The 26,957-nt window shown below is 67.3% G+C and carries 21 protein-coding genes and 1 pseudogene; 18 read left to right on the forward strand and 4 right to left on the reverse strand.

Annotated features, from left to right (window positions below; translation table 11 throughout):
• Window positions 1-69: 69 nt before the first annotated feature.
• From ULB03_RS26990 to ULB03_RS27000, 3 genes are all read left to right on the forward strand, one after another.
• Window positions 70-594, forward strand: coding sequence for a hypothetical protein (locus tag ULB03_RS26990; RefSeq protein ID WP_322486167.1), 525 nt, complete (start codon window positions 70-72; stop codon window positions 592-594).
• 186 nt (window positions 595-780) lie between these two features.
• Window positions 781-1,014, forward strand: coding sequence for a hypothetical protein (locus tag ULB03_RS26995; RefSeq protein ID WP_322486168.1), 234 nt, complete (start codon window positions 781-783; stop codon window positions 1,012-1,014).
• Between the two features lie 120 nt (window positions 1,015-1,134).
• Window positions 1,135-3,534, forward strand: a complete 2,400-nt coding sequence (locus ULB03_RS27000) for a glucan 1,4-alpha-glucosidase (protein WP_322486169.1) — start codon at window positions 1,135-1,137, stop codon at window positions 3,532-3,534.
• A gap of 52 nt (window positions 3,535-3,586) precedes the next feature.
• Here ULB03_RS27000 and ULB03_RS27005 read toward each other — a convergent pair whose 3' ends face one another.
• Together ULB03_RS27005 and ULB03_RS27010 are read right to left on the reverse strand one after the other, a co-directional pair.
• Window positions 3,587-4,615: a LacI family DNA-binding transcriptional regulator gene (locus tag ULB03_RS27005; RefSeq protein WP_322486170.1), complete on the reverse strand. Its 1,029-nt coding sequence runs from the start codon at window positions 4,613-4,615 to the stop codon at window positions 3,587-3,589.
• Between the two features lie 155 nt (window positions 4,616-4,770).
• A complete protein-coding gene (locus tag ULB03_RS27010) occupies window positions 4,771-6,357 on the reverse strand; it encodes a sodium:solute symporter (RefSeq protein ID WP_322486171.1) in 1,587 nt (528 codons plus the stop codon).
• A gap of 314 nt (window positions 6,358-6,671) precedes the next feature.
• Here ULB03_RS27010 and ULB03_RS27015 point away from each other — a divergent pair, with 314 nt between their 5' ends.
• Both ULB03_RS27015 and ULB03_RS27020 read left to right on the forward strand, forming a co-directional pair.
• Entirely contained in the window at window positions 6,672-9,650 is a 2,979-nt protein-coding gene (locus ULB03_RS27015) for a TonB-dependent receptor domain-containing protein (RefSeq protein ID WP_322486172.1), read from the forward strand.
• Window positions 9,651-9,718: 68 nt separating this feature from the next.
• Window positions 9,719-12,031: an endo-beta-N-acetylglucosaminidase gene (locus ULB03_RS27020; RefSeq protein WP_322486173.1), complete on the forward strand. Its 2,313-nt coding sequence runs from the start codon at window positions 9,719-9,721 to the stop codon at window positions 12,029-12,031.
• Window positions 12,032-12,052: 21 nt separating this feature from the next.
• Here ULB03_RS27020 and ULB03_RS27025 read toward each other — a convergent pair whose 3' ends face one another.
• Window positions 12,053-12,745 (reverse strand): SH3 domain-containing protein, encoded by a 693-nt coding sequence (locus ULB03_RS27025; RefSeq protein ID WP_322486174.1) that lies wholly within the window; start codon window positions 12,743-12,745, stop codon window positions 12,053-12,055.
• Window positions 12,746-13,023: 278 nt separating this feature from the next.
• Between ULB03_RS27025 and ULB03_RS27030 the strand changes: the two genes are divergently transcribed.
• From ULB03_RS27030 to ULB03_RS27090, 13 genes and pseudogenes are all read left to right on the forward strand, one after another.
• A complete protein-coding gene (locus tag ULB03_RS27030; protein ID WP_322486175.1) occupies window positions 13,024-13,473 on the forward strand; it encodes a lysozyme in 450 nt (149 codons plus the stop codon).
• Between the two features lie 134 nt (window positions 13,474-13,607).
• Window positions 13,608-14,654, forward strand: coding sequence for an SGNH/GDSL hydrolase family protein (locus tag ULB03_RS27035; protein WP_322486176.1), 1,047 nt, complete (start codon window positions 13,608-13,610; stop codon window positions 14,652-14,654).
• 4 nt (window positions 14,655-14,658) lie between these two features.
• Entirely contained in the window at window positions 14,659-16,047 is a 1,389-nt protein-coding gene (locus ULB03_RS27040; protein WP_322486177.1) for a GDSL-type esterase/lipase family protein, read from the forward strand.
• Window positions 16,048-16,057: 10 nt separating this feature from the next.
• The gene (locus ULB03_RS27045) at window positions 16,058-17,491 is read left to right on the forward strand and encodes an MBOAT family O-acyltransferase (RefSeq protein ID WP_322486178.1); all 1,434 of its coding nucleotides are present in this window, start codon (window positions 16,058-16,060) and stop codon (window positions 17,489-17,491) included.
• A 13-nt stretch (window positions 17,492-17,504) separates the two neighbouring features.
• A complete protein-coding gene (locus ULB03_RS27050; RefSeq protein ID WP_322486179.1) occupies window positions 17,505-17,861 on the forward strand; it encodes a hypothetical protein in 357 nt (118 codons plus the stop codon).
• 116 nt (window positions 17,862-17,977) lie between these two features.
• Window positions 17,978-18,472 (forward strand): winged helix-turn-helix transcriptional regulator, encoded by a 495-nt coding sequence (locus ULB03_RS27055; RefSeq protein ID WP_322486180.1) that lies wholly within the window; start codon window positions 17,978-17,980, stop codon window positions 18,470-18,472.
• 222 nt (window positions 18,473-18,694) lie between these two features.
• Window positions 18,695-19,759, forward strand: a complete 1,065-nt coding sequence (locus tag ULB03_RS27060; RefSeq protein ID WP_322486181.1) for a glycosyltransferase family 4 protein — start codon at window positions 18,695-18,697, stop codon at window positions 19,757-19,759.
• A 33-nt stretch (window positions 19,760-19,792) separates the two neighbouring features.
• A pseudogene (locus ULB03_RS27555) lies at window positions 19,793-20,443 on the forward strand (glycogen debranching N-terminal domain-containing protein); the annotation flags it as partial.
• A gap of 533 nt (window positions 20,444-20,976) precedes the next feature.
• On the forward strand, window positions 20,977-21,960 hold the full coding sequence (locus ULB03_RS27560; RefSeq protein ID WP_416211202.1) for an amylo-alpha-1,6-glucosidase: 984 nt from the start codon (window positions 20,977-20,979) through the stop codon (window positions 21,958-21,960).
• A gap of 195 nt (window positions 21,961-22,155) precedes the next feature.
• Window positions 22,156-24,105 (forward strand): alpha,alpha-trehalose-phosphate synthase (UDP-forming), encoded by a 1,950-nt coding sequence (locus tag ULB03_RS27075; protein ID WP_322486184.1) that lies wholly within the window; start codon window positions 22,156-22,158, stop codon window positions 24,103-24,105.
• The gene (otsB, locus tag ULB03_RS27080) at window positions 24,086-24,910 is read left to right on the forward strand and encodes a trehalose-phosphatase (protein ID WP_322486185.1); all 825 of its coding nucleotides are present in this window, start codon (window positions 24,086-24,088) and stop codon (window positions 24,908-24,910) included. The genes ULB03_RS27075 and otsB overlap by 20 nt, the downstream gene beginning before the upstream one ends.
• Window positions 24,911-25,069: 159 nt before the next feature.
• Complete coding sequence (locus ULB03_RS27085; RefSeq protein ID WP_322486186.1) at window positions 25,070-26,293, forward strand: sensor histidine kinase; 1,224 nt, start codon at window positions 25,070-25,072, stop codon at window positions 26,291-26,293.
• Window positions 26,290-26,676, forward strand: a complete 387-nt coding sequence (locus ULB03_RS27090; RefSeq protein WP_322486187.1) for a response regulator — start codon at window positions 26,290-26,292, stop codon at window positions 26,674-26,676. The genes ULB03_RS27085 and ULB03_RS27090 overlap by 4 nt, the downstream gene beginning before the upstream one ends.
• Here the strand turns inward: ULB03_RS27090 and ULB03_RS27095 are convergent.
• Window positions 26,662-26,928 carry a hypothetical protein gene (locus ULB03_RS27095; protein ID WP_322486188.1) on the reverse strand — a complete coding sequence of 89 codons (267 nt, stop codon included), beginning with the start codon at window positions 26,926-26,928 and terminating at the stop codon, window positions 26,662-26,664. The two genes, ULB03_RS27090 and ULB03_RS27095, sit on opposite strands and share 15 nt — an antisense overlap.
• Between the last annotated feature and the right edge of the window lie 29 nt (window positions 26,929-26,957).

Raw genomic sequence — 26,957 nt, forward strand, 5'->3', positions numbered from 1 at the left:
CGCCGCTTGGATTCTGAATCGCTTTATGGGAGCGTCTATTCCGTATATGCACGGAAATATAGAGGCGCCATGTCCGATCCGATGGCCGCCCCTCATCGGCAGCAGCAACTGTATTGGAAGCAGTTTGTGCAGCTAAAGGCGGACTCGATCGCCATCCGCCTTTATCGCAATGATCGGGCGAAATGGACGACAAGGCTGGGCGTTATCCGTGGCGTGGCGTCCAGCGGTTCCATTGCGGCATGGGCGATATGGAAGGAGCTCTCCTTTGTTTGGGGCGCCATTATCGCCGTGTCCCAGGTTGTGGACGCCTTGAAAGACGTATTCCCGTTTGTGAAACAGCATAAAGCTGCCGCTGATTTGACCCGCTACCTGGAAAGTCTGCTGATAGAAGTTCAGTTTGAATGGGAGAATATCTTCGCATCTCCCCCATCCAATCCTGTGATCATGGACAAACGCCAGAAGATCATGGAGATGCAGCTGAAGCTTGAGCGGAAGCATTTTCCGGACGGTTTGGAAATGCCGCCAAAACTCTTCACACTGGCGGAAAGCGAAGCGAAGGCTTATTTTCAAATGACGTATGGAAGCAGCGTTTGAGGTGGTTACCGTGGCCGAGCAGCAGACTTCCCAGAGTGGTACGCGATCTCCCGCCATGGACAGCATCTTCCCCGTGGCGCGTATCAATGTGCCCATGCCTAAGGGCGCTGCCGTTCCGCCGCCGGCCCCCTCCGACACCTCTAAGGGAAGTGCCGCGCCGAACGCCCGGTGATGCTTAGGGGCATTATGAAATCTGAGCATATCGTGCGGCTGGTCCTGCTGGTGATCGCCGTCGGTCTGGTCATTCTGCTCGTCTTCCTGGGCCATTTTCCTATCTGGCTTGCCGTCATGATGGCGCTCGCTGCCTTGGCGGTGAATGGTTGGCTGCTTGCCTGGGAAGATGAACTTCCTGGCGGTTTCAACAATCCCCATCCGCCCAAGGCGCGCCTGCCGCCGTCCCGTCGGCCTTGGTCGCGATAAGTCGCGACCCACATACGTATTTCCCCCTTCCACCCCCGGCTTTCCATACGTATTCAAAGCCTTGTGCAGCGCACTGCGGGGGACAGTGGTGGCCTGTTTCTTTACGAGCCTGGTGATGGAATGACGAACAACAAGACGATGGGACGGAAACGGGCGGCGGCGCTGATGGCGGTGCTGTTGGCCGGCAGCATGATGGGCGGCGTGGCGCTGGCCGGTGTGGCGCCGGGCGCGCCGGGGCAGGCGGCGACGGGCGCCTATGCGGGCAAGACCGGCATCGGCACGGCCTACCATGCCTATGATGCGCAGCCCGGCAAGGCCGTGCCGTCGCGCGTCTGGTTCTCCCTGGCCAAGGGCGTGGTCACCGAGACCATGTACGGCCTGATCCATGAGGTGCAACTGCGCGAGCTGAAGTTCGCCATCCAGGGCGAAGGCTTCCTGGATGTGGAGGACAGGGACACCGACAGCACCACCAGCTATCTGGACGTGGATGCCGCCGGCCGCCCCCGCTCGCTGGCCTACAAGGTCGTGAACAAGGCCAAGAACGGCAAGTATGAGATCGAGAAGCAGGTCTTCACCGACCCCGCCGCCGACACCCTGATGGTGCGTGTGACGGTGCGGGCGCTGAAAGGCGCCACCGTCACCCCTTACCTGCTGGTGGACCCGCAGATGGCCGGCACCGGCGGCGGTGACAAGGCCGATGGGACCGAGGGCGCATTGCACGCCTATGAGGGCAACCGCCACCTGGTGGTGAAGGCCGCCCAGGGCTTCAAGGCCGTCAGCGTGGGCTTCGTCGGCACCTCCGACGGGCTGACCCAGCTGCAAAAGGCCGGCAAGCTGGACGCGGACTACACCACCACCGGCGACAAGGCCGGCAATGTGGCCCTGGCCGGCGCCCTGGCGCCCGTGACGGGCGAGGCCACCTTCGACATCGTCGTCGGCTTCGGCGACAGCGCCAAGGCGGCGGATGCCGCCGCGTCGGCCACGTTGAAGCGCGGGCATGATGCCGTGCTGGCGGCGTATGACGCCGGCTGGGAAGGGTATCAGGCCAAGCTGGCGCCCCTGCCGGAGTTGGCCAAGGTCGCCATGGATGGCGGCAAGCTGCTATACGCCAGCGCCCTGGTGCTGAAGGCGCAGGAGGACAAGACCCATCCCGGCGCGCTCATCGCCTCCCTCTCCGCGCCCTGGGGCGACACGCAGAAGGCCGACAAGCCCGAGACGGGCTACAAGGCGGTTTGGCCGCGCGACTTCTACCAGTGCGCCATGGCCCTGCTGGCCCTGGGCGACACCGACACGCCCAAGGCGGCGCTGAACTACCTGAAGACCATCCAGGTGGGCCCGAAGACGCCGGGCAACCACGGCGACGGCGGCTGGTTCCTGCAGAAGACCCATGTGGACGGCACGCCGGAATGGGTGGGCGTGCAGTTGGACCAGACGGCCATGCCCCTGATGCTGGCCTGGCGCCTGTGGCGCAACGGCGTCATCAGCGACGCCGACGTGACGGCGCTCTACCACGGCATGGTGAAGCCCGCCGCCGACTTCCTGGTCAAGGGCGGCACCGCCGGCATCGGCTGGAACAAGGAAACCATCCGCCCGCCGGCGACCCAGCAGGAACGCTGGGAGGAACAGGCCGGCAATTCGCCCTCCACCACCGCGGCGGTCATCGCCGGCCTGACGGTGGCGGCGGAACTGGCGGACGTGGCGGGGGATGAGGCGGCGGTGAAGCGCTATTACGCCGCCGCCGACGCATACTCCGCCGGGCTGGAGGCTGCGACCGTCACCACCAATGGCCAGCTGGCACGAACGGCCTCCCTTGGGGGCTCGAAAGCCGGCTATTACCTGCGCATCGCGCCCACGGGCCAACCCAACGCCCACACGCCCCTGGCGGTGCGCAACGGGCAGCAGGCGCTGACCGAGGACGCCTATGTCGACGGCGGCTTCCTGGAGCTGGTGCGCTATGGCGTGCGGGCCCCCAGCGACCCCGTCATCAAGGCCAGCCTGGCCGTCCTGGATGACGAGGCGCTGCCGGAGAACCTGCGCGTCAAGTACACGTTCCACTTCGCTGGCGACCCCACCGCCTATCCCGGCTGGCGCCGCTACGGCAACGATGGCTATGGCGAGGACCGGGCGACCGGCGCCAACTACGCCGTCAGCGGCACCATGACCCCCACCCAGCGCGGCCGCGTCTGGCCCCTGCTGACGGGGGAGCGTGGGCATTATGAGCTGGCGCTGGCGGCGGCCAAGGCCGGCGGCGCCAAGCCGGCGGAGATTGAGGCCATCCGCACCACCTACGTCCGCGCCCTTGAGCGCTTCGCCAACCAGGGCCTGATGATCCCGGAACAGGTGTGGGATGGCGTGGGCAGTGATGGCGGCCGCGGCTACAAGGCCGGCGCCGGCACCGACAGCGCGACGCCCCTGGCCTGGGCGCATGCGGAGTATGTGAAGCTGCTGCGGTCGCTGCACGACGGCGGGGTTTGGGACCTCTACGCCCCCGTGGCGGTGCGCTACGCGACCCGGCCGTAAGCGAGGATCAACCCCGGGGCCGCTCCTGGCCCCGGGGCTGGACCTCCCGGCGTCAGCGTCCGCCGCAACTGCCCCGCACCACCAGGCTGGTGGCGATCTGGGTCGTCTCGATGGGGCGGCCCTCGATCAGGCGCAGCAGGTTCTCCACCAGCAACTCGCCCGCCGCCGCCGTGTCCTGGCGGATGGTGGTGAGGGGTGGAGAGGTGAAGGGGGCGGCGACGATGTCGTCAAAGCCCACCACGGCCACATCCTCCGGCACCCGCAAGGACCGCTCGCGCAGCCCGTTCATGGCGCCGATGGCCAGCAGGTCGCAGGCGCCGAACACGGCATCGATGGGCCCCTCGCGGTCGATCAGGTCCAGGATGGCCTGGTGGCCGACCTCCTCCGAGGCGGCGGCATCGGCGTACAGCGCCTCGATCACCGGCAGGCCGGCCTCGCCCAGCGCCTCGACATAGCCGCGATAGCGGTCGCGGAACTCCGGGCAGTGTTCCGAGATGTCCCCCAGGAAGGCGATGCGTCGGCGGCCGCGCGCGATCAGGTGGCGCACGCCCTCGCGCGCGCCGTGGACATTGTCCGACCCGATGAAGTGTCCCGGCTGTCCCGGCACCACCGGGCCCCAGGTGACGAAGGCGGTGCTGACCTCATCCAGGCGGCTGATCTTGTCGACGTAGCGCAGATAGTCGCCATAACCCAGGAAGATCAGGCCGTCGGCCCGCTTGGACGCGGCGTAGTCGGCGCTCCAATCGTCGCTGGACTGCTGGAAGCTGATCAGCAGGTCATAGCCGCGCCGGGCGGACGCCTTGGTGATGCTGCTCAGCATGGACAGGAAGAAGGGGTTGATCAGCGATTGGCTGGTCACCGGGTCTTCGTACAGCAGCAGGGCCAGGGTGTTGGTCTTCTGCGAGCGCAGGTTGCGGGCGTTGACGTCGACCTTATAGTTCAGCAGGCGGGCCGCCTGGGCCACGCGCTGGCGGGTGTCCTCGCTGACCATCGCGTCGTTGCGCAGGGCGCGGGACACGGTGGACTGCGACACGCCGGCCAGTTCGGCGATGTCGAACGATGTCGGACGCTTGACCCGCATCCCCGTGCTTCCGGCCTCTTGGTGCTCCCCTGGGCGCGGATGATAGCAATCGGCCGCGCGTCCCCGCAATGCGCGTCGCGGCTCCGGCTCCTTAAGATCCGGGCGGCTGGTGCCGGCCGGCAACACGCGCAGCGGATCGCCCATGGGCCGGCCCCTCAGCGGAAGGTGTAGACGATGGCGGCGGTGGCGGCCAGCAACAGGCCGGCCAGCACGCGGTAGTTACGCCAGAACGGCTCGTGCGCCAGCCGGGCGGTCTCCTCGCGGAAAAAGGCCGGGGTCCACACCAGGCCGGCGGACTTCTCCGCCGCGTCAGGGGCGGTGGCCAGGCTGACCACCACCAGCACCGTGGCGCACAGCACGAACAGCAGGGGGGCCACGTACAGGAAGTGGATGCTGACCACGTCCAGCACCGTGTTGGCCACGAACAGGGCCGCCCCGCCCAGCACGCCGGCGGCGATGCAGGCGGCGGCCCCGGCGGCGTTGGCCCGGCGCCAGAAGATGCCCACCAGGTACAGCGCCATGACAGGCGGCACGGCATAGGCGATGATGACCTGCAGGTACTGCCACAGCGATCCGAAATGCTCAATCTGGGGTGCCCAGGCCATGGCCGCCACGGCCATGACCAGGGTGGCCATCCGGCCCACGCGGACCAGGGCCGCCCCCTGCATCTCCGGCTTCCAGCGGCGCACGAAATCCATGGTGAACAGGGTGGACGCGGAATTGAAGGTGGAGGCGATGGACGACATCAGCGCCGACATGAAACCCGCCACCGCCAGGCCCACCAGGCCGGCGGGCAGCAGGCCGAACAGCAGGGTGGGAAACACCAGATCCGGCGATTTCAGGTTGGGGTACAGCAGGATGGCGGCGGTGCCGGGCAGCACCATCAGGAACAGCACCGGCAGCTTCAGCGCGCCGGCGAACAGGCTGCCCCAGCGGCCGTGGTTCTCATCCTTGGCCGACAGCACGCGCTGCACCATGAACTGGTTGGTGCACCAGAAGTAAAAGCCCAGCAGGGGCACGCCGGTCAGCAGGCCGGGCCAGGGCACGGCCGCGTCGCTCAGGGGCCGGATCAGCGACAGCTTGGCGGGATCGACGGCGCCCATGACCGCGTCCCAGCCGCCGGCCTTCAGGAAGGTGCGCACCGCGATGATCGCGGATGCCGTCAGCAGCAGCACGGCCTGGATGGTCTCGGTATAGATCACGGCGCGCAGGCCGCCGGCGATGGTGTAGATGCCGGCCGACACCGCCAGCACGATCACGATCTGCCACAGGGGCACGCCGGGCAGCAGCAGCTTGAACAGCAGCGCGCCGCCGTACAGGGCGCTGGCCGTGTCCACCACCAGGTTCAGGAACAGGGTCAGGCCTGAGAAATAGCTGCGCGCCAGGCCGCTGTACCGCCGCTCCAGGAACTCCGGCAGGGTGTAGACCTTGGAGCGCAGCAGGAAGGGCAGGAAGAAAACGCAGAAGAACACCAGGACGGCCGCCGCCATCCATTCGTAGTTGTAGACCGAGATGCCGGTGCCGTAGGCGGCCCCCGCCAGGCCGATCAGCGTGGTGGATGAGATGTTGGAGGCCAGCAAGGCCAGGCCGATGACGGGCCAGGTGGTGCCGCGCGACGCCAGGAAGAAATCCTCAGTCGAGGAATGGCGGCGGGCCAGGTACAGCCCCAATGAGACGATGCCGATGAGATACAGCGCCACGATGGCGTAGTCGACCCAGGCCATGCCTGCAACCGGCACCATGCAATCCCCTCCCGATCCCTTGATTTTCCCCGCGCTGCTTTGTCGCGCCGGCTTTGTGCCTCGGCCGCAAACACAGCCGGTACGTCCTTCATGGCACAGGAGGGGGGGCCGGCCACAACAAGAATTCGTATGCGGCGGATGCCACCGCGCCCGCCCCCACGCCGGTCACGATCTGGATGGTCGGATTGCATCGTTGCACCATTAGTGAAACCAGTTTCATATATGCATTGAAACTGGTTTCAGAAGTGTTATGGTTACCGTCACGGGCGTTTTATGCCGGCAAACTGGCAACAAAACAAAACAGGGGGCACACTATGGTTTCACGATATGTCCCGTCCACCGTGGCGCTGGGCGTTGCCCTGGGCGCCATGGGCCTGATGGGGGCCCCGTCCGCATGGGCGGCGGGGCAAGCGGCGCAGGGCGCGGATGGCGGCGCCGATGAGCTGACGGAAGTGGTGGTCGTGGGTTCGCACATCGCGGCGCGGCCCAACATGACCTCGGCGGCGCCCATCACGTCGGTGACGGCGCTGGAAATCCAGCAGTCGGGCGCCTTGAACGTCGAGGACATCCTGAACCGCCTGCCGCAGGTGTCGCCCGACAACCAGCAGACCTATCAGGACAGCGATGGCGCGCAGAAGATCAACCTGCGGCGCATCGGCTTCGGCCGCACCCTGACGCTGATCGACGGCCAGCGGGTGGCGACCAACATCGGCCTGGACGTCAACATCATCCCCGTCGCCTTCCTGGAGCGCATCGACGTGCTGAGCGGCGGCGCGTCCGCCGCCTATGGCTCCGACGCGGTGGCCGGCGTGGTGAACTTCATGCTGAAGAAGGAGTTCAACGGCTTCCAGGTCAGCGGCAATTACAGCCTTTACGACCATTACAACCAGCGCACCATCGTGCAGCCGGTGGCCGACCGTTACGGTATCGGTTCGCCCAACGGCCAGGCCTGGGACGGCGGGCGTGGCGATTTTAGCGCCGCCTGGGGCCATTCGTTCGCCGATGGCCGGCTCAATGTCCGCGCCTTCGCCGATTACCGCCGGACGGAACCGGTGCTGTACAAGGACCGGGACTTTTCCGCCTGCGGCCTGATCCAGGCCACCACCGACGGTCCGCTATCCTGCCAGACCTCCACCTATTCCAAGTACGGCTATTTCAGCCCGCAGTCCGGCGACAACGCCGGCAAGGTGTTCTCCAACGCCAAGGACGGGTCGGCGACCTTTGTCACCCGCGACCAGACGTATGGATACAATTCCTACCAGGACTATTATCTGCAGCGTCAGGATGAGCGCATCAATGGCGGATTTTTCCTGAATTATGACCTGACCGATTCGGTCGAGTTCTACAGCTCTTACCTGATCTCCAGCGACACTTCCTATAACCAGTTCCGCACATCGCGGCTTTACTCGCCCTCGGTTTTCGGTGAGTCGTCCTACAACATCAATTGCAACAACCCCCTGATGTCGGCGCAGCAGCAGCAGGCGTTGTGCGGTTCCCTGGCGGGCACCAACACCCTGATGCCGACCGAGGTGCGCTACCAGTTCGACAGCACGGCGCAGCTGAAGGACTATTATTTGAATGAAAACCAGCGCGTCACGGCCGGCTTCCGCGGCAAGGTCCTGGACGCCTGGCACTATGACGTCGGCGGCGTGTACGCCCGCTTCGACAAGACCTACAAGCCGGCTTTCGAGAACCCGGTCTACCAGACGCAGGCCGACTCTCTGAACGTCGTCAACGTCAACGGCACGCCCACCTGCGCCGCCAAGGTGGCGGGCACCAGCCCCAACTGCGTTCCGGCCAACATCTTCGTGGCCAACGGCGGCAGCTCGGCCCTGGTCAATTTCTATGAGGGCGGCTACGGCGGCACGCAGGAGCAGATCGGCACCCTGTGGGACGCCACCGTCAACGTCAACGGCGACCTGGGACGGTACGGGGTCACCAGCCCGCTGGCCAATGAGGGCGTGGCGGTGGCCTTCGGTGGCGAATACCGCAAGGACATGGAGAACAACACCGTCGACGACGCCTTCGTCAGCAACGCGGGCTACGGCAGCAACTTCAAGGCCAGCCAGAGCGTGAAGGAAGGCTATATCGAGGTCCAGGCGCCGCTGGTCCAGGACAAGCCCTTCGTGCACCTGCTGTCCGCTCAGGGCGGCTATCGCTGGTCCAAGTACGACACCAACCCGGACACCTTCACCACCTGGAAGATCGAGGGCACCTACGCCCCGGTGCCGGACGTGACACTGCGCACCAGCTACAACAAGGCGGCGCGCGCCCCCAACATCTATGAGAACAACCAGGCCATCGACTTCACCTCGGGCGGCCCCGACATCTGCGCCGGCAGCAACCCGACGGCCAGCCTGGCCGCCTGCCAGCTGACCGGTGTCACCGCCGCCCAGTACGGCCATATCAAGCAGTGCGACGACAACGCCTGCCTGGCGCGCCAGGGCGGTTTCGTGCTGGACCCGGAAACGGCCCACACCCTGACCTACGGCGCGGTGCTGAAGCCCAGCTTCCTGCCGGGCCTGACCCTGTCGGCCGACCGCTACCTGATCATGATCGACAGCTCGATCGGCTTTAACTACGACGACTTCTACAGCAGCAGCTGCGCGCTGTTCGCCACCGCCTATTACTGCAGCCACTTCAACCGCAACCCCGACGGCTCGCTCACCAGCTACGACACCGTGCGCGGCGGTACGCCCAGCACCGGCTTCGTCACCTACGGCAATACCAACAACTACAAGACCTTCGCTGAGGGCTACGACTTCCAGGCCCAGTACCTGCTGCCGGTGGCCGAGCTGGGCGGTCATCTCGACTTCGACTTCAACGGCTCGCTCAGCACCCGCACCGGCGGGCAGGACACGCCCAACTCGCTGGCCGCCAGCTGTGTCGGTTACTTCGGCCCGCGCTGCAACCAGCCGTTCCCGGCCTGGACGCACAACCTGCGCGGCACCTACATGCGCGATGGCGGCGCCTACAGCATTTCCCTCAACTGGCGCCACATTTCCGGCGTCACCAACGCCGCCAACAGCAACGACCCGGCGCTGGGCGCCAGCGCGTCCACCCGTGTCACCACCTTCACCTCCATCCCGTCGTATGACTACTTCGACGTGGCGGTGGGCTACATGGTCAACGAGCAGATCAGCCTGCGGCTGACCGTCAACAACCTGACGGACAAGATGCCGCCGATCGTGGCCAACTCGTACAACATCTCGCTGGCCCGTTCGAACACCATCCCTCAGGTTTATGACGCCTTGGGCCGCATGGTGCAGATGGGCTTCACCGTCTCGTTCTGATGCCGGTCATGGCCCCGCGCGGTATACGCCGCGCGGGGCTTTTTCTATCCGCAGCGTGGGGGACACCCGTGTCGGCACATTTTTACGGTCCATCCCGGCCTTACGGTCCATCCCCCCGGCTATCGCGCCGGGATTTCGCCTCTCTGGCCTTGGCGGCGCTGGCGGCGGGAAGCATGGTGCCGCCGTCCGCCTTGTCCGCCCGCGCGGCGGATGCCCTCGCGGGTGGGGGCGCCTGGGCCCCACGCTATCCGCTGACCCCCGCACCCGATGGGGCTGGCTGGGACGCCTTCCAGGCCCTGATGGCGTACGATCCCCAGGCGGACGCCGACGCGCCGTATTTTCAGTCCCAGGTGCGACGCGCCCACCGCATCGCGCCGTTCGCCGCCACCCAGGCCCATCCGGCGCTGGACCCGGTGCCGGGTGTCGCCAGCCTGTCCGACTGCTATGGCCCCCTCGCGGCGGGCGTTTCCGAGGAAACGCTGATGCGGCGGCGCTATGGCGCGCCCTTGCCGGGTGGGGTGCAGGTGCCGCGCATCTTCACCTATCACGACATCGTCGTGGGTTGGCGCGGCACCGGCATGATCCCCAACCCGGCGCTGGTCGACGTGGCCCACCGCAATGGCGCCCTGGCCCTGGGCACCATCTTCCAGCCCGACCGCCGCCATTACGACGGCAGCGCCGTGCCCATGCCCCAGGTTGCCCGCAAGCTGGTGGACCTGGCGGCGTATTTCGGCTTCGACGGCTATTTCGTGAATTTCGAGAACGGGACGGAGGCGGCGGAGGCCCAGGTCCTGGACTGGGTCGCCGCCATGCGCGACGAGGCGAAGGGGCGCGGCCTCACCGATTTCCACATCCAGTTCTACGACGGCGGCACCGACATGGACTGGCTGATGCGCCGGCGGGGCGACCGGCCGGGCCAGGCGTTCGCCGATAGCACCATGCTGGATCAGGGGTGGAGCCGCTATGGCGGGCCGGGCAACTGCTGCTCCGGCGCGCCGGTGGCGCCGCTGGAGGTGCGCGCCTATTGCCTGCGCAATGGCTTCGATCCGCGCGCCGTGGCCTATTTCGGCTTCCAGCTTTATCCCGGGCCCGGCTATCTGGGGGCCGCCGCACCGCAGGTCATCCACCCCAACGACGGCGGCTACGCCTATGGCGGCCTTCAGGTCTACAGCGTGGAGGATGGGCTGCGCAATTTGCTGCGCGTGGTGCGGACCCAGCGGGCGCTTCCCGGTGGGCCGCTGGGTGAGCCGCCGGGCGCGCACTCCGACCGCCGCATCCTGGGCATCCTGGAACGCCAGTTCTTCAGTGGGCAGTCGCAGAATCCCGCCGCCGACAACGCGCCAGATGCCGCCCAGGCGCAGGCCTATCTTCCCAACGCCGCCCGGGGGCGCCACCGCTACACCGACCATGACCCGGCGGCCCCCAAGGCCACGGACCAGTTGAACCTGCCCATGACCTACGGCGTCGCCAATTTCATCGCCGAGCGTTCGGTCATTGGCGCCTTCCCCTTCGTCACCCGCTTCAACACGGGCGAGGGCGACCGCTTCCATGTCGATGGCGCGGTGGTGGCGGAACAGCCGTGGTACAACCTGGGCATTCAGGACATCCTGCCCACCTGGCAATGGCGGGTTGAGCCGCTGGCAGGAGCCACTGGCGCAGCGACGGCGGATTTGCTGGCGGTCGATTATGCCTATGACACGGCGTTTGACGGCGGGTCCTCCCTGGCCATCACGGGAACGCTGGGGCCCGCCAACGCGACGCGGATATGGCTGTACAAGACCGCGCTGACCGTGCAGGCGGCCATCGCGCCCGTGGTTCAACTGGTGGTGAAGGGGCAGGGGGCCGATGCCTTGCGCCTGGGCCTCGTGTTCGCCGATAGGCCTGCGGCGCCCGTCTGGCTGCCCCTGGCCGGCGCACCCAGGCAGGAACTGGCTGACGGCTGGTCCCGCCTGACGCTGCGTTTGGACCCCTATCGCGGGCGCACCATCGCGGCCCTGCTGCTGGGGGCCGCCACCAAGGGCGCGAGCCAAGTGATGGATGTCCGCGTCGGTGAAGTGTACGCCGGTGCCATGCCGGGCGATGTCGCGATGCCGGCGCCGCGCGGCCTGATGGCGCAAGCGCGGTCGACGGGCACCGACAGCCGCCGGGCGGAGGTGCGTCTGCGCTGGGCACCCGATCCCTTGGCCGCCCATCACGATGTTTACGCCGATGACGGGCGGGGCAGCTGGGTTTGGCAGGGCCGTGTCACCGGCACGGCCTACCATGCGGCAGCGGTTCCGGTCGGTGGTGACGGCACGGTGCGCCTGCGCCTGATCGCTGCCCCGCCGGGCCTGTCGACCCGGGCGGGGGCGCCGGCCGATATCGCCGTGGCGGTCGGCTGACGGCGCCCTCCGTCCGGGAGGTCAGGGGCGGGGGCCGTGGTCCCCGTCACCCCGATGATCGCCACCACCGGGGCCGCGGTGGTCATCGTGCGGGCCGCCCGGGCCATGATCCGGCCCCCTCGGGCCGGGACGGCCAGGGCCAGGCCCACCAGGACCACCTGGGCCGGGGCCAGGACGGCCGTCGTGGCGATCCCAATCATGATGCTCCCACCCTGGGCGGCCGGGGCCCGGACCGGGGCGGAAGTCCTGCCCCGGACGATAGATGGGCCGGGGCGGCGGCAGGCGTTCCCACCGGTGGCGATCCGCGAACCACGGGCGGTCGCGATAGTAACGGCCCCAATACTCATTGAACGAGAAGGTGATGACGGGCAGGCCGATCACCCCGCCGAACTGCGGCAGGTAAACGCGCTGGCCCTGGTAGGGATAGAGCAGGCTGCCGCCATAGAGCCAGCCGCGATAGCCCTGGAAATCCACGTCGCACCACGACCAGCCGGCAAGGCAGCCATAGACGTTCAGCGAAACGCCGGGCGGCAGGCTGGCGATGGCGGGATAGCCGCCCCCGGGACCGGCCCGCAGGATGGTGCCGTTGGCGGTGTAGGCATATTCCGCCTTGGCCGCCATGGGCAGGGCCGCCAGGGCGGAAACCACCGCGGCGATCAGGTGCGCCCTGCGGAAACGGGGCAGACGCGGGCGGGGTAGCGGCAGACGGATCATCGCGGGGCGGACCTTTCTCGTGAGGCCAATGCTTGGATTACCCCCTTCGGGCCTGGGCGGGACGGGGGAACCTTAAGCATCCGACAATACAATGGAGATACCGTGCGCCCAACGCGGACGAAGGAGGGCGGACGAAAGGCGGAGACGCCCGGCCCTTTGGTCAAATTGACGACGGCCGGATCGGCTTTCCGGTTTTGTCGCGGGTATAACGTATCTATATAGGCAATCCTGAATTGCGCCGTCTTTCCAGGGCGCCCCAAGAGGAGATGAAGCAGCGAATGACCAGGGCCGTGAACGCAGCGGGGATCGCCTTGACCGAGGAGTCCGAGGGCCTGAACCTGACCGCCTATCTTTGCCCGGCCGGGCACCTGACCATCGGCTACGGCCACACCGGGCCCGATGTCACACCGGGCATGACCATCACCGAGGCCCAGGCCCAGGACCTGCTGGCCCAGGATCTGGCCACGGCCGGCAATGGCGTCATGGCGGCGGTGACCGTGCCGTTGACCGACAACCAGTATGCGGCCCTCACCGATTTCGCCTTCAACCTGGGTGTCGGCGCCCTGACGCAGTCCACGCTGCTGCGCCTGCTGAACCAGGGTGACTATCAAGGTGCCGCCGCGCAGTTCCTGGTGTGGGACAAGGCGCATGTGAATGGCGAGCTGGTCACGCTGCCGGGATTGGCCGCCCGCCGGCAGAAGGAACAGGCCCTGTTCCTCACGGCGTGACACCTAGGCGGTGGAGCTATCCCTAGCCGGCGCGTGACAGGCGCCGGGACTCCCGGTATGACGGTGCGGGCGGTCGTATTGGCGCCGTCCGTGTCGTTTATGGGTTAACTAGGTTCGGCAGTCAGGGGCGCTCGATGAACCGCCGGTTAGTTATTGTTTTTGGCGCTTTCTTTTGTCTGTCCGCCGTCGCCAGTGCTGAGCCGGTCGCCCCACCCGCGACCCTCCCGCCCCCTGCCGCCCCGGCCCAAACCACCATATCCGTCTACGGCGATTCCCTGGCCGACGGGGTGTGGAGCGGCCTGTACGACCGGCTGAAGTCCCAGCCGCAAACCCGTTTGGTGCGGCATTCGCAATTGGGCGCCGGGCTGACCCGCCCCGATTATGCCAGTTGGCAGGCCGAAACCGCCCGGCAGATCGACGACGCGGGGGAGGGCGGCTACGCCATCATCATGTTCGGCGCCAATGACATGCAAGGCGTCCGGGATGAGAACCGCAAGGGCTACCTGTTCAAGTCACCCGGCTGGACCAACGTCTACACCCAGCGCATCGACTGGCTGCTGCAGACGCTGAAGGACCACCACGTCACCACGGTGTGGATCGGACTTCCGGTCATGCGCAAGCCCGAAACGAACGAGGACGCCAAGTTCATGACCGGCCTCTATGAGGCGGAGGCCAAGAAGTACGGCGCCGTGTTCCTGCCCCTCTACCAGGATTACCTGGACGCCGACGGCAACTTCATGGCCCGCATCGACGACAGCCGGCAGAAAAGCCAGCAGCTGCGCTCCGACGATGGCATCCACTTCACCGGCTATGGCTACCAACTGGTGGCCAGCAAGGTGCTGACCCGCTTGCAGATGGCGTCGGCGCCCGTGGCCAAGCTGGCGCCGAAGCCGGCGGACGCCCCCGCCCGGCCGGCCCCCGCCGCCGCTCCCGCCGTGACCCCGGCCGTCGCGTCACCGGCACCCACCACCGCCGAAACGCCCGCCACGCCCCCATCCACGACTTCCGCTGCCGCCACCGGCGCCACGACACCGGTTGCCCCACCCCATGTCACCCCCGCCGACCTGCCCGTCAACCCATCGTCGGGCCAGACGCCGGGGGCCGCCACCGGCGCCGCCGCCGGCGCATCCATCGGGTCACATGGCCGCCCGCTCATGGGCCCGCTGGCGCGGCAGCTCTGATCCGATGCGCCGAAATCTCCTGTCTCTCAGCCTGATGCTGGCCGCGGTGGCGGCTTGCAGCGCCGCCCCTGCGGGCCGCACCGCCTCCAACATCTCCAAAGCGACCCCGGCGGTGGCCGGGCATGCCGCCCCGCCGGCGGCGCTGCCGGCGCGGGTGCCCTCCCCCTATGACGGCAACCCGGGCTTTGAACGGCTTTTCCAGCGCCTGGCCGCGATCGAGGCCGGCCACGGCGGCACGGTCGACATCCTACAGCTGGGGGACAGCCACACCGCCGGCGGTGTCTTCACCACCCGCCTGCGCGACGCCTTGCAGGAACGCTTTGGGTCGGCCGGTCCCGGCTACATGCCGGCGGGCAAGCCCTATATCGGGTCGCGCCGCCCGGATGTCGCGGTGACCCAGGAAGGCAAGTGGCAGTATTTCAACAGCCTTAGCGACACGCCGCCGCCGGGCTGGGGCATGACCGGCTTCGTCGCCCGCAGCCGCGCGCGTGGTGCCGCCATCAGCGTCACGCCCAAGGATGGGCTGGGCTTCGACATCGCCGGCGTCACCGTGGTCCGCCAGCCGGGGGGCGGCGACCTGCTGGTGCTGATCGACGACCGGGTGGTGAAGCAGATTTCGACGCAAGGCCCCGCCGGCCAGGCGGACTGGATCACCCTGCCCACCGCCGGCCAGGCGCAGCAGTTGAAGCTGGTGGCCGCCGACGGCCGGCCGGTGGACATCGCCGGCTGGTCGCTGGATCGCGCCAAGCCCGGCGTGGTGTTCGACAGCGCCGGCGTGGTCGGCGCCCGCCTGACCACCATGGACCGCTGGAACCCCGAGACGGTCGCGCTGGAATTGGCCAAGCGCAAGCCGGATCTGGTGATCCTGGCCTACGGCACCAATGAGGGATTCGACCGCGACCTGGACCTGGCCGCCTATCAGGACCGGTTCAAGGCGGCCTTGCGCCGGCTGAACGCCGGGCCCGTCGCGGTGATCGTGCTGGGCCCCCTGGATGGCCAGGCGGAATCCGCCGCCTGCAAGAAGGTGGCGGACAAGGAAGCCGTTTTCCCCTGCCAGGACACGCCCCCGCCCCTGGGCAAGTGCGCCTGGTACACGCCGCCCATGCTGGGCCGGGTGCGGTCCATGCAGGCGCAGGGGGCCAAGTCCGGCGACTATGTGTTCTGGGATTGGTCGCAGCTGATGCCGGGTGCCTGCGGCATGGACCGGTGGGTGCGCCAGGCCGTGCCGCTGGCCCGGGCCGACCATGTCCACCTGACGCCGGAGGGCTATACCCTGACGGCCAATGCCTTCTTCGCCTGGCTGATGGACCAGTACCAGGGCTATGTCCAGCCCGGTGCCGCGCCGCCCCGCCCGGTGATGGTTGGCGACACCGGCGTCGCGGCCGGCCGGTGAGGGGACCCCGATGCTGTTCCCCACCCTTAATTTCGGCCTGTTCTTCCTGATCGTCTTCGCCCTCGCCTGGGCGCTGGTGCGGTGGCCGCAGGGCCGCATCGCCTTCCTTTCCGTCGCCAGCTATGTCTTCTATGGCTGGTGGGACTGGCGCTATCTCTTCCTGCTGGGCGGCAGCACGCTGTTCAATTACCTGGCGGGGCACGCCATCGTGCGCCAGGAGACGCCGCGTGGCGCCAAGCTGGCGGTGTCGCTGGCCGTGGCGGTGAATTTGGCCGTCCTGGCCTTTTTCAAGTACGCGGATTTCACCAGCCACGCGGTCAACGACACGGCGACGGTGCTGGGCCTGCCCGTGCGCCTGGGCTTCTTGGACATGGTGGTGCCGGTCGGCATTTCCTTCTTCACCTTCCATGGCATCTCCTACCTGGTGGACCTGTACCGCGGCACCCTGCGGCGGCCGGCCAGCCTGATGAACCTGGTGCTCTACATCTCCTTCTTTCCCCAGCTGGTGGCCGGGCCCATCGTCCGCGCCTCGCACTTCCTGCCGCAGATCGGGGAACGTCCCAACCCGGACGATATCCGCGCCACCCGCGCCTATCTGCTGATCATCGGCGGGCTGTTCAAGAAGGTGGTGGTGGCCAATTACCTGGCGACCGATCTGGTGGACGCCGTGTTCATGGATCCGGACCGCTACGGCGCTTTGGATCTGCTGCTGGCCACCTATGGCTACGCCATGCAGATCTATTGCGATTTCAGCGCCTACACCGACATCGCCATCGGCCTGGCGGCTTTGCTGGGCTTCCGCTTCCCGCAGAACTTCAACCAGCCCTATCGGTCCGGCTCGCTGCAGGAATTCTGGCGCCGCTGGCACATCTCCCTTTCCTCCTGGCTGCGCGACTATCTCTACATCCCCCTGGGCGGCAACCGGGGTGGCCTGTGGGCGCATTGCCGCAACCTGATGATCACCATGCTGCTGGGCGGCCTGTGGCACGGCGCCAACTGGACCTTCGTCATCTGGGGGGCGCTGCACGGCGGCATGCTGGTGGTGGAGCTGCTGGTGAACCGCCTGCGCGCCATCACCCTGGGCGAATGGGAGGCGCCGCGCCTGCGCGGCTGGCGGCGGGGGGTGGCCATCGTCGCCACCTTCCACTTCGTCTGCTTCACCTGGATCTTCTTCCGGGCGCCCACGCTGGACCTGGCCGGGCGGTTCCTGGCCGGTTTCGGCCGTTGGGACGTGCTGCCCACCGCCGTGACGCCGCTGACCCTGGCGCTGATCGCCGGCACCTTGGCCAGCCAGTTCCTGCCGGGCGACCGGCTGGCCCGGGTGGAGGATTGGGTGCGGCGCGTGCCGCTGCCCGCCATGGGGGCCGCCGTGGGCCTGGCCGTGGTGCTGATCCAGGCCTGCGCGCCCGAGGGTGTCGCCCCCTTCATCTATTTCCAGTTCTGACGGGCGGGCCTCCATGAACGCCATCCCCACCAGCCGCATCCCCGCCGCCGCCAAGGGCGCCCCCCCTGGTGTCGCATCCGCCCGGTCTGCCGCGCGCCCCCGCTATAACCCGGTGGAGGTGATCGAGGGGGCCGCGCCGTCCCGGCTGTGGCCGGTGGCGCTGTCGCTGGCGGCGGCCAGCCTGGTGGCCCTGGCGCTGGGCGCCCACCCGCTGGCCGACTGGGTCAACGGCCTGCCCATCAACCCGGTGACGGACCGGCTGTCCGGCTGGGTGCAGACCTGGCAGGACTGGATGGACGCCATCGGGGTCGGCCATCTCTACACCGGCCTTCAATCCCTGTTCCGCTGGTTCCAGGGCCTGCGTTTCTGACAGGCCGGCCCTTGCGCAGCCCACTGCGCCGGCCGTAAACTTGCACGATGAAAGTCGCGGATGCGTGATCCGCCGCCCCTGGCATATACCCAAGGGCTGTGCCCCGGGGCCTGCCCATGCAGCGCAAAAGTTTCGAAGACCTGACCTGCCCCATCGCCCGCAGCCTGGAACGGGTGGGGGAGTGGTGGAGCATCCTGATCCTGCGGGATGCCTTTCATGGCATGACGCGTTTCGACCAGTTCCAGAAAAGCCTGGACATCGCCCCCAACATGTTGACCCGGCGCCTGACCGCCTTGGTCGAGGCGGGCTTGATGGAAAAGCGGCAGTACAGTGAGCGGCCGCCCCGCCACGAATATGTGCTGACCGACCGCGGCCGCGATTTCCGGGAGGTCATGCTGGCCCTTCTGGCCTGGGGCAATCGGCAATTCGCGCCCGAGGGGCCGTCGGTGCAGTTGGTGGACACCCAGACCGGCCTGCCCGCCGACCTGATGTTGGTGGACCGTGTCAGCGGCAAGCCGGCCACCAGCCGCGACTTCCGCTTGGTCCCCGGCCCCGCCGCCGACGAAGCCGTCCGCCAGCGCTATGCGGCCAAGGTGAAGCCCGCAGCCTAGCCCGCGCCCCCTGGGCACGCACCGGTCATAGTCCAAAAGTCCCAGGTCGCGGCAGCGGTTCAGAAATCGCTGCCGGCTTCGCCCCCATGCCCTATTCATTAAGAATTATGGTTGCCATCACCCTGTGGTGATACGGTTGTCGCGGTTCCTTCGGCACCGCACAATCAATACTTCCATGTCGCGGATGCCAATCCCCATCATCGATTTTGGAAAATGCCGTCGATGAAGATTGCGCAAATCGCTCCACTGTACGAAACGGTGCCGCCCACATACTATGGTGGTACTGAAAGGGTTATATCTTATTTGACGGATGCGCTGGTTGATCTTGGGCATGACGTCACCCTGTTCGCCAGTGGGGAGTCGGGCACCAAGGCCACCGTGGTGCCCATGCGGCCCAAGGCCCTGTGGCTGGACGACGCGCCGCTGAAGTCGCCCGTGGCGGCGCACCTGGCCATGCTGGAACGGGTGCGGGCCCGCGCCGAAGACTTCGACGTGCTGCACTTCCATCTCAGCCACTTCATGCATTTCCCCTTTTTCAAGGAGTGCCCGGGGAAGACGGTGACCACCCCGCATGGCCGCCTGGATTATGTCGACCTGGCGCCGTCCTACGGGTTGTGGCCGCGCTACCCCATGATCTCCATCTCCGACCGCCAGCGGCGGCCGCTGGCGGAGGCGAACTGGCTGGCCACCGTCTATCACGGCCTGCCGCTGGACCTGTACCGCCCGCCCGCCGACCGGCCCGGCGGCACCGGGAACTATTTGGCTTTCCTGGGCCGCTTTTCGCGGGACAAGCGGCCGGACCGCGCCATCGAGATCGCGGAAAAGTCCGGCCTGCCGCTGAAAATGGCGGCCAAGGTGGGCGACGATGACGGCCCTTATTTCCGGGAGCATGTCGAGCCGCGCATCGATGGCCGCGTCATCCAGCATGTCGGTGAGATCGACGACGCCGGCAAACCCGGCTTCCTGGGCGACGCGGCCGCCCTGCTGATGCCCATCGATTGGCCGGAGCCCTTCGGCCTGGTGGTGATCGAGGCCTTCGCCTGCGGCACGCCCGTCATCGCCTGGAACAACGGCGCCATGCCCGAGATCGTGGACCACGGCGTCACCGGCTTTGTCGTCGACAGCATCGCCGCCGCCGTGGACGCGGTGGAAAAGGCGCGCGGCCTGGACCGCGCCCGCATCCGCCAGGTGTTTGAGCAGCGTTTCTCCGTGTCCACCATGGCCCGCAACTACGTCGCGGCCTACGAAAGCCTGCTGCGGGGGCGCGCCGCCCCTGCCACTTCCTGATCCAACCGGCCCCGCGAGCGAGACCAGACCTCCATGGCAGCCCTCGACGAACGACAGTTGGATCCGGCCATCGGCCTGGCCGGCCCCGATGGCAGCGGCCCGCGTGAGACCTTCCGCCTGTTCGCGTTGAAGCACGGCGACTGTTTCGTCGTGGCCGACGCGCACGGCGACATCCAGGGGCAGGGCGATGGCCTGTTCGTGGACGACACGCGCATCCTGTCCCGCTATCAACTCCGCATCGGTGACAAGGAGCCGTCGCTGCTGGGCGCCTCGCTCAGCGAGGACAACATCCTGTTCACCGCCAACAGCACCAATGTGCCCATGCCCGCCCCCGGCGGCGGCATGACCCTGTGGGGCGTCATCCATATCGAGCGCACGCGCATCCTGTGGCAAAACCGGATGTATGAGCGGGTGACCCTGTCCAACTTCGGCGGCAGCGACATCGTCGTGCCGCTGACCCTCAATTTCACCGCCGATTTCCGTGACATGTTCGAGGTGCGCGGGTCCACCCGCCAGTTGCGCGGCCGCACGCACGAGGCCCAGCTGTCCGGCGACGGCGTGACGCTGAGCTATGAGGGGCTGGACCACGTTACCCGCCAGGCCACCCTGTCCTTCAGCCAGGCGCCGGATCGCCTTCAGGGTGACCGCGCCGTGTTCAACGTCAACCTGCCCACCCGCGGCGGCCACGTCCTGTATATCGAGGTGGGGACGGAGCGCACGGCGACGCCCAGCCGTGTGCGCTTCCGCGCCGCCGCCGTGCGCGCGCGGCTGGAAATGCGCACCAAGCGGCGCCGGGGCGCCAGCGTCTACAGCTCCGGCCGGGTGTTCAACGATTGGCTGGCGCGGGCCCAGGCCGACACGGCCCTGCTAACGACCGAACTGGCGACCGGCCCCTATCCCTATGCCGGCATCCCCTGGTTCTCCACCGCTTTCGGGCGCGACGGCATCATCTCCGCCCTGCAGATGATGTGGCTGAACCCCCGTCTGGCGCGCGGGGTGCTGGCCTTCCTGGCCACCCACCAGGCCACCGAGACGGCGCCCTTCAGCGACGCCCAGCCGGGCAAGATCCTGCATGAGACGCGCAAGGGCGAAATGGCGGTGCTGCGCGAGCTGCCCTTCGGCCGCTACTACGGCAGCGTCGACACCACCCCACTGTACATCTACCTGGCGTCCGTTTACGCGGACCGCACGGGCGACATGGCCTTCATCGACCAGTTATGGCCATCGCTCTGCGCCGCCGCCGCCTGGATGGAGGGGGCGGGCGACCAGAATGGCGATGGCTTCGTCGACTACCAGCGCGCCGAGGAATCCGGCCTGGCCAACCAGGGCTGGAAGGACAGCTTCGACAGCATCCAGCACGCCGACGGCAGCCTGCCCGAGGGGCCGATCGCCCTGGTCGAGGTCCAAGGCTATGTCTATGCCGCCTATCGCGGCCTGGCCCGCCTGGCCACCCGCCGGGGGAGGACGCGCAGGCCGCCTATTGGCAGCACCGGGCGGAGGCCTTGCGCCAGGCGGTGGAAACCCATTTCTGGATGGAGGATCTGGGCTTTTACGCCCTGGCGCTGGATGGCAAGGGCCGGCCCTGCCGCGTGCGCGCGTCCAATGTCGGCCATCTGCTGTTCGTGGGTCTGCCCTCACCCGAACGGGCGCAGCGCGTGGCCGATCAGTTGCTGGCCGGCGCCTTCCATACCGGCTGGGGCATCCGCACGCTGGCGGATACCGAGGTCTGTTTCAACCCCATGTCCTATCACAACGGGTCCGTCTGGCCGCACGACACCGCCATCTGCGCCGCCGGCCTGGCGCGCTATGGTGTGCGCGGCGGCGTGGTCAAGCTGATGAGCGACACGTTCGAGGCGGCGGTGCGCTTCGGCATGCGCCTGCCCGAGCTGTTCTGCGGCTTCCCGCGTGAGCAGGGGGAAACGCCCATCGCCTATCCGGTGGCGTGTGTGCCCCAGGCCTGGGCCGCCGGGTCGGTCTTCATGCTGCTGCAGGCTTGCCTCGGTATCCAGATCGACGGCTGGCGGGGCGAAATCCATGTCAACCGGCCCAAGCTGCCCATCGGCATCGATCAACTGACCGTGCGGCGCCTGACCGTGGGCGAGCATACCGTCGACCTGTTCTTCCAGCGCATGGGGGGGCAGGTCATCGCCTCCATTTCCGACCATGAGGAGGGCCTGGTGCCCCTCATCGTCCGCTCGTGAGTGTTGGCGGGCGCATCCTGGACTTCGGCTGTGGAACACAACGTGAAGGTTCGGGATTGATATGTGAATACTTAAGCCTGTCCAGTCAAATGGCGCGGTTAAGGGTATTCTCTCATGTAATGGGACATATGGCCTGGGCCTAATAATCATAATACCAGGTCATAGTCTTCTAACCGATAGGGTATGGGTATCACCATGATGGACATCGATCCGGGCGCGCTGCTGTCGCAAGATTCCGCGGGCGTCTACCTGGTGGGGGCCAGCCTGTTCTTGTCCGCCGCGGCCCTCGCCCTGTCCTGCGCGCTGTTGCTGCGCTGGGGCCGCAAACGGCCGGCGTCACTGGATGACGCCACCATTTCCGTGCGTCAGCACACCATGCGGGACGTTGGCCAGGGCCAGACGGGGCATTCGCCAAGCCTTTCCGCCCTAATCGCGTCTGGTCCAGTCGCCCACGCCCGCGACGCGCATGCCGCCGCCCAGCGGGCCTTGCGCTCCACCCGCAGCGAGGGGGTGGCCACCGACCGCCTGGGCACCTGGACGCCCGACACGCTGCGGCATCTTCTGAAGACGGAACTGACGGGGGCGCAGGTCATCGTGGTGTCCAACCGCGAACCCTTCATCCATGACCTGGAACCGGACGGCGTGGTCAAGCTGCGGGCGCCGGCCGGCGGCCTGGTGGCGGCGCTGGACCCGGTCATGCGCGCCTGCTCCGGCACCTGGATCGCCCATGGCAGCGGTTCGGCCGACCATCTCATGGTGGACGCGGACGACCGCATCGCCGTGCCGCCGGAAAACCCGTCCTACACCCTGCGCCGGGTTTGGCTGAGCGATCATGAGGAGAAGCATTACTATTACGGCTTCTCCAACGATGGCCTGTGGCCCCTCTGCCATGTCGCCTTCACCCGGCCCAGCTTCAACGCCGAGGACTGGGAGGTGTACGAGGCGGTGAACCGCCGCTTCGCCGACGTGGTGGTGGAGGAGGCGCGGGATGAGCGGCCGGTGGTCCTGATCCAGGACTATCACTTCGCCTTGCTGCCCCGCATGATCCGCGAGCGGCTGCCCGATGCCGTCATCATCACCTTCTGGCACATCCCCTGGCCGAACGCCGAGATCTTCGGCATCTGCCCCTGGCGGGAACGCATCCTGGATGGCCTGCTGGGCAGTTCGGTCGTGGGCTTCCATACCCAGTATTACTGCAACAACTTCATCGAGACGGTGGACCGCTTCCTGGAAAGCCGCATCGAGCGGGATTCGGCCGCCGTCACCTTCGGCGGGCTGACCACCCACGTGCACGCCCACCCCATCTCCATCGAATGGCCGCCGGCCTCGCTGGCGCGCCAACCGGCGGTGGCCGCCTGCCGCCGCGACATCTTCGAGCGGTTCAACCTGCCGCCGCAGGCCAAGCTGTGCGTGGGGGTGGAGCGCTTCGACTACACCAAGGGCATCATCGACCGTTTCCGCGCGGTGGAGGAGCTGTTCAAGCGCCATCCGGAATGGATCGGCCGCTTGGTGGTGCTGCAGGTCGCGGCGCCCAGCCGCACGGCCCTGCCGGCCTATCAGCAGTGCCAGCGCGAATGCCTGGACTTCGTGGATGAACTGAACGCCCGCTATGGCCATGACGGCTATCAGCCCATCCACCTGCTGAACGAATCCTATGGCAAGGACGAGGTCTACGGCCTGTTGCGCGCCGCCGACCTGTGCATGGTCACCAGCCTGCACGACGGCATGAACCTGGTGGCCAAGGAATTCGTGGCGGCGCGGGAGGATGAGCAGGGCGTGCTGCTGCTCAGCAGCTTCGCCGGGGCGGCCAAGGAATTGCCCGAGAGCATCATCATCAACCCGTACGACACCTGCGGCACGGCCGACGCGCTGTTGCGCGGCCTGACCATGTCGCCGGAGGAACAGCGCGAGCGGATGCGCCGCATGCGCGAGACGGTGCGTGAAAACAACATCTACCGCTGGGCCGGCAACATGCTGCTGGACGGCGCCCGCCTGCGCAAACGCCATCACACCGCCCACGTCACGGCCCGGCTGGCGCGCCAGCACGCGGCGCGCGGCGCCCTTGGCCGCAGCTCCTTGGGCCGCAACGTTGTCCGTCTTGTTAGCATGGGGAAAGGAAAAAGCGTTGAGCCGAACCACTTCTGAAGCGATGGCTGATAGCGCCTTGGCGCCCGCCGCCGGGGACCGATGGGCCCTGTTCCTGGATATTGACGGCACGCTGCTGGAACATCACAAGGACCCCACCGGCGTGGTGGTCGATGATGAACTGTGCTACCTGTTGGCCAACCTGGACCGGCAGCTGGACGGGGCGCTGGCGCTGATCAGCGGCCGGTCGCTGGCGTCCATCGACACCCTGTTCCAGCCCCTGCGCCTGCGCGCCGGCGGCTTGTTCGGCATTGAGCTGCGCCTGTCGCCGGACGAACCGGCGGTGGCGGCTGAGGAACCCCCAGCCCTGGCGGCGCTGGCGGAACGGGCGCAGGCCGAACTGGGCCATGCCCCCAACATCGTGATCGAGCGCAAGGGGCCCGTGCTGGCCATCCACACCGGCCCCCACCCTCAAAGTCTGGAGCACATCACCCGCTTGGCCAAGGCCGCCTTACCCAACCTGCCTGAGGGATATCGGGTGGTGGAAGGCAATGTGGGCGTGGAGCTTCTGCCCGCCCAGGCGCTCAAGGGCGATGCCGTCCATCGCTTCATGGCGACGCCGCCCTTCCAGGGGCGCCGGCCCATCTTCATCGGTGATGACGTGCCCGATGAACACGCGTTCGAAAGCGTGCATGGCCTGGGCGGCATTTCGGTGAAGGTTGGCCGTCCGGAACAGGCGACGGCCGCGCTGCATGCCCTGGCCGATGTGGCGGCGGTGCGCGCCTGGCTGGGTGATCCCCAGTTCCCCTTGCTGGACAGGCTGGTGCGGCGAGAGGTCACGGCGGCGGCGGCCAAGGCTGGCTGATCCGCCGGGATCACCGCCCCTGGGTGTCAGACGAGCGGATGCCCCCTAACGCATGACTTGACGGCCGCCACGGCGCGGCCCACCGTCTGGCGCTCGCGGAGGTTTAGGGGCGCGTCGCCCTGCCACCTGCGGTATCCCGGCGGTGGAGGGCCGGCCTTTATGAGCTTGACCGATTGGTTGCTGGATCCGTCCGGCCTGACGCCCCATGGCTTTTGTCTCAGCTGGGTGCCGGGGCTTATTTGGTTGCATGCCGGGTCCGACGCCATCATTGGCCTGTCTTACTTCTCCATTCCCCTGACCTTGGCGTGGTTCGTCCGCAAGCGCGGCGACCTGGCGTATCGCTGGGTCGGCCATCTGTTCATGGCCTTCATCCTGGCCTGCGGTCTGACGCACATGCTGTCGGTGGTGACGCTGTGGGTGCCGGCCTATGGCGTGGAAGGGCTGGAGAAGCTGGTGACCGCGCTGTTGTCGGTGGCCACGGCGGTCATGCTGTGGCCGGTGGTCCCCCGGGTGCTGGCTCTGCCCACGCCCGCCCAGCTCAGCCTGCTGAACGCCGAATTGACCCGCACGGTCGAGGAGCAGTCGCGCACCGCGGCGCTGCTGCGGGATAGCGAGGCCAAGGTGCTGGCCGCCAATTCGGAGCTGGAGCGGCGGGTGGCGGAGCGGACGGCGGAGCTGAGCGCCGCCAACGCCCAACTGACACAGGCCCTGGGCGAGCGGGCGGCCGCCCTGAAGCAGCGCGACCTGCTGCTGCGTGAGGTCTACCACCGGGTGAAGAACAACCTGCAGGTCATCGATGGCCTGGTGATGATGCAAAGCATGCAGTTGACCGACCCGGACGCTCGCCAGGCGCTGGCCGGGCTGCGCAGCCGCGTCTATGCCCTGGGCTTGGTGCACCAGCAACTGATGACATCGCCGGACCTGGAGACCTTCGACATCGCCCCGTTCCTGCAGGAACTGGCCAGCAACATCCTGCACTCCGGCGCCGATGACCGGGTGTCGCTACGGATTTCCGTGTGTCCGCTGATCGTCACCCTGGATTTCGCCATCCCCCTGGGCTTGTTGGTGACCGAATTGATCACCAATTCGCTGAAACATGCCTTCCCCGATGGACAGGGGACCATCACAATGGATATGCGGCGTCGCCCGGATGGGAACGTGGTGCTGGTGGTTGCCGATGACGGGGCGGGGGCCGCGTCGGATGCGGATCAGGCCCCCGGCGCCTATGGGCGGGGGCTGGGAAGTATGATCATGAGGGGCCTGGTGGGACAGTTGGACGGAACGATCACGATGCGGTTCGACGCGGGGACGCGGGCGGAAATCATATTGCCGGCGCCTGCGGTGGCGACGGCGCCGCAGCCGGAAAAGGAAGCGGCGCCATGAGCGGGCCGCTGAGGGATTGCGTGCTGGTCGTCGACGACGAATTCCTGATCGCGGAAACGCTGAGCATCCAGATCCAGGACATGGGCTTGCAGGTGTGCGGCACCGCCGCCACCGCGGCGGACGCCATCGCCATGGCCCAGGCGGAGCGCCCCCGTCTGGTGCTGATGGACATGCGGCTGAAGGGCAAGGGCGATGGCGTGGACGCGGCCCTGGCCATACACCATTCCGTCGGGTCCAAGGTCATCTTCATCACCGCGTCACGCGAGCCCGCGACCCTGGAACGGATCAACACCGATCACCCCGCCGCCATCCTGTACAAGCCCATCCTGGGCGGACAGTTGCAGACGGTGGTGCGGGAGGTATGGGCGTCAGAAGCCCAATAAAGTGGCGCCGATATACCAAACGGCAGCGACGCAGATCAGCAAGTAAATACCCCCGAGAAGGCGGGCGGTTTGATCCGACAGCCTGTTCCTGACCGCGAAATAAAGCGATGCCGCGAACAGGAAGAAGCCGGCGTTGGCCATGACGGAAAGTGTGGTGCGCCGGCTGCTGACCTCCATGATGCCGGATACGGCCGTCAGGATCACCGCCAGCACCGCCAGCGTTTTCAGAGACATCGTTTCCGTGCGCGCCATGTCCACCCCCGCCCCTGTGTTTATTGTTT

Origin of the sequence: Nitrospirillum goiasense (assembly GCF_034427435.1) — a bacterium.
Taxonomy (GTDB): domain Bacteria; phylum Pseudomonadota; class Alphaproteobacteria; order Azospirillales; family Azospirillaceae; genus Nitrospirillum.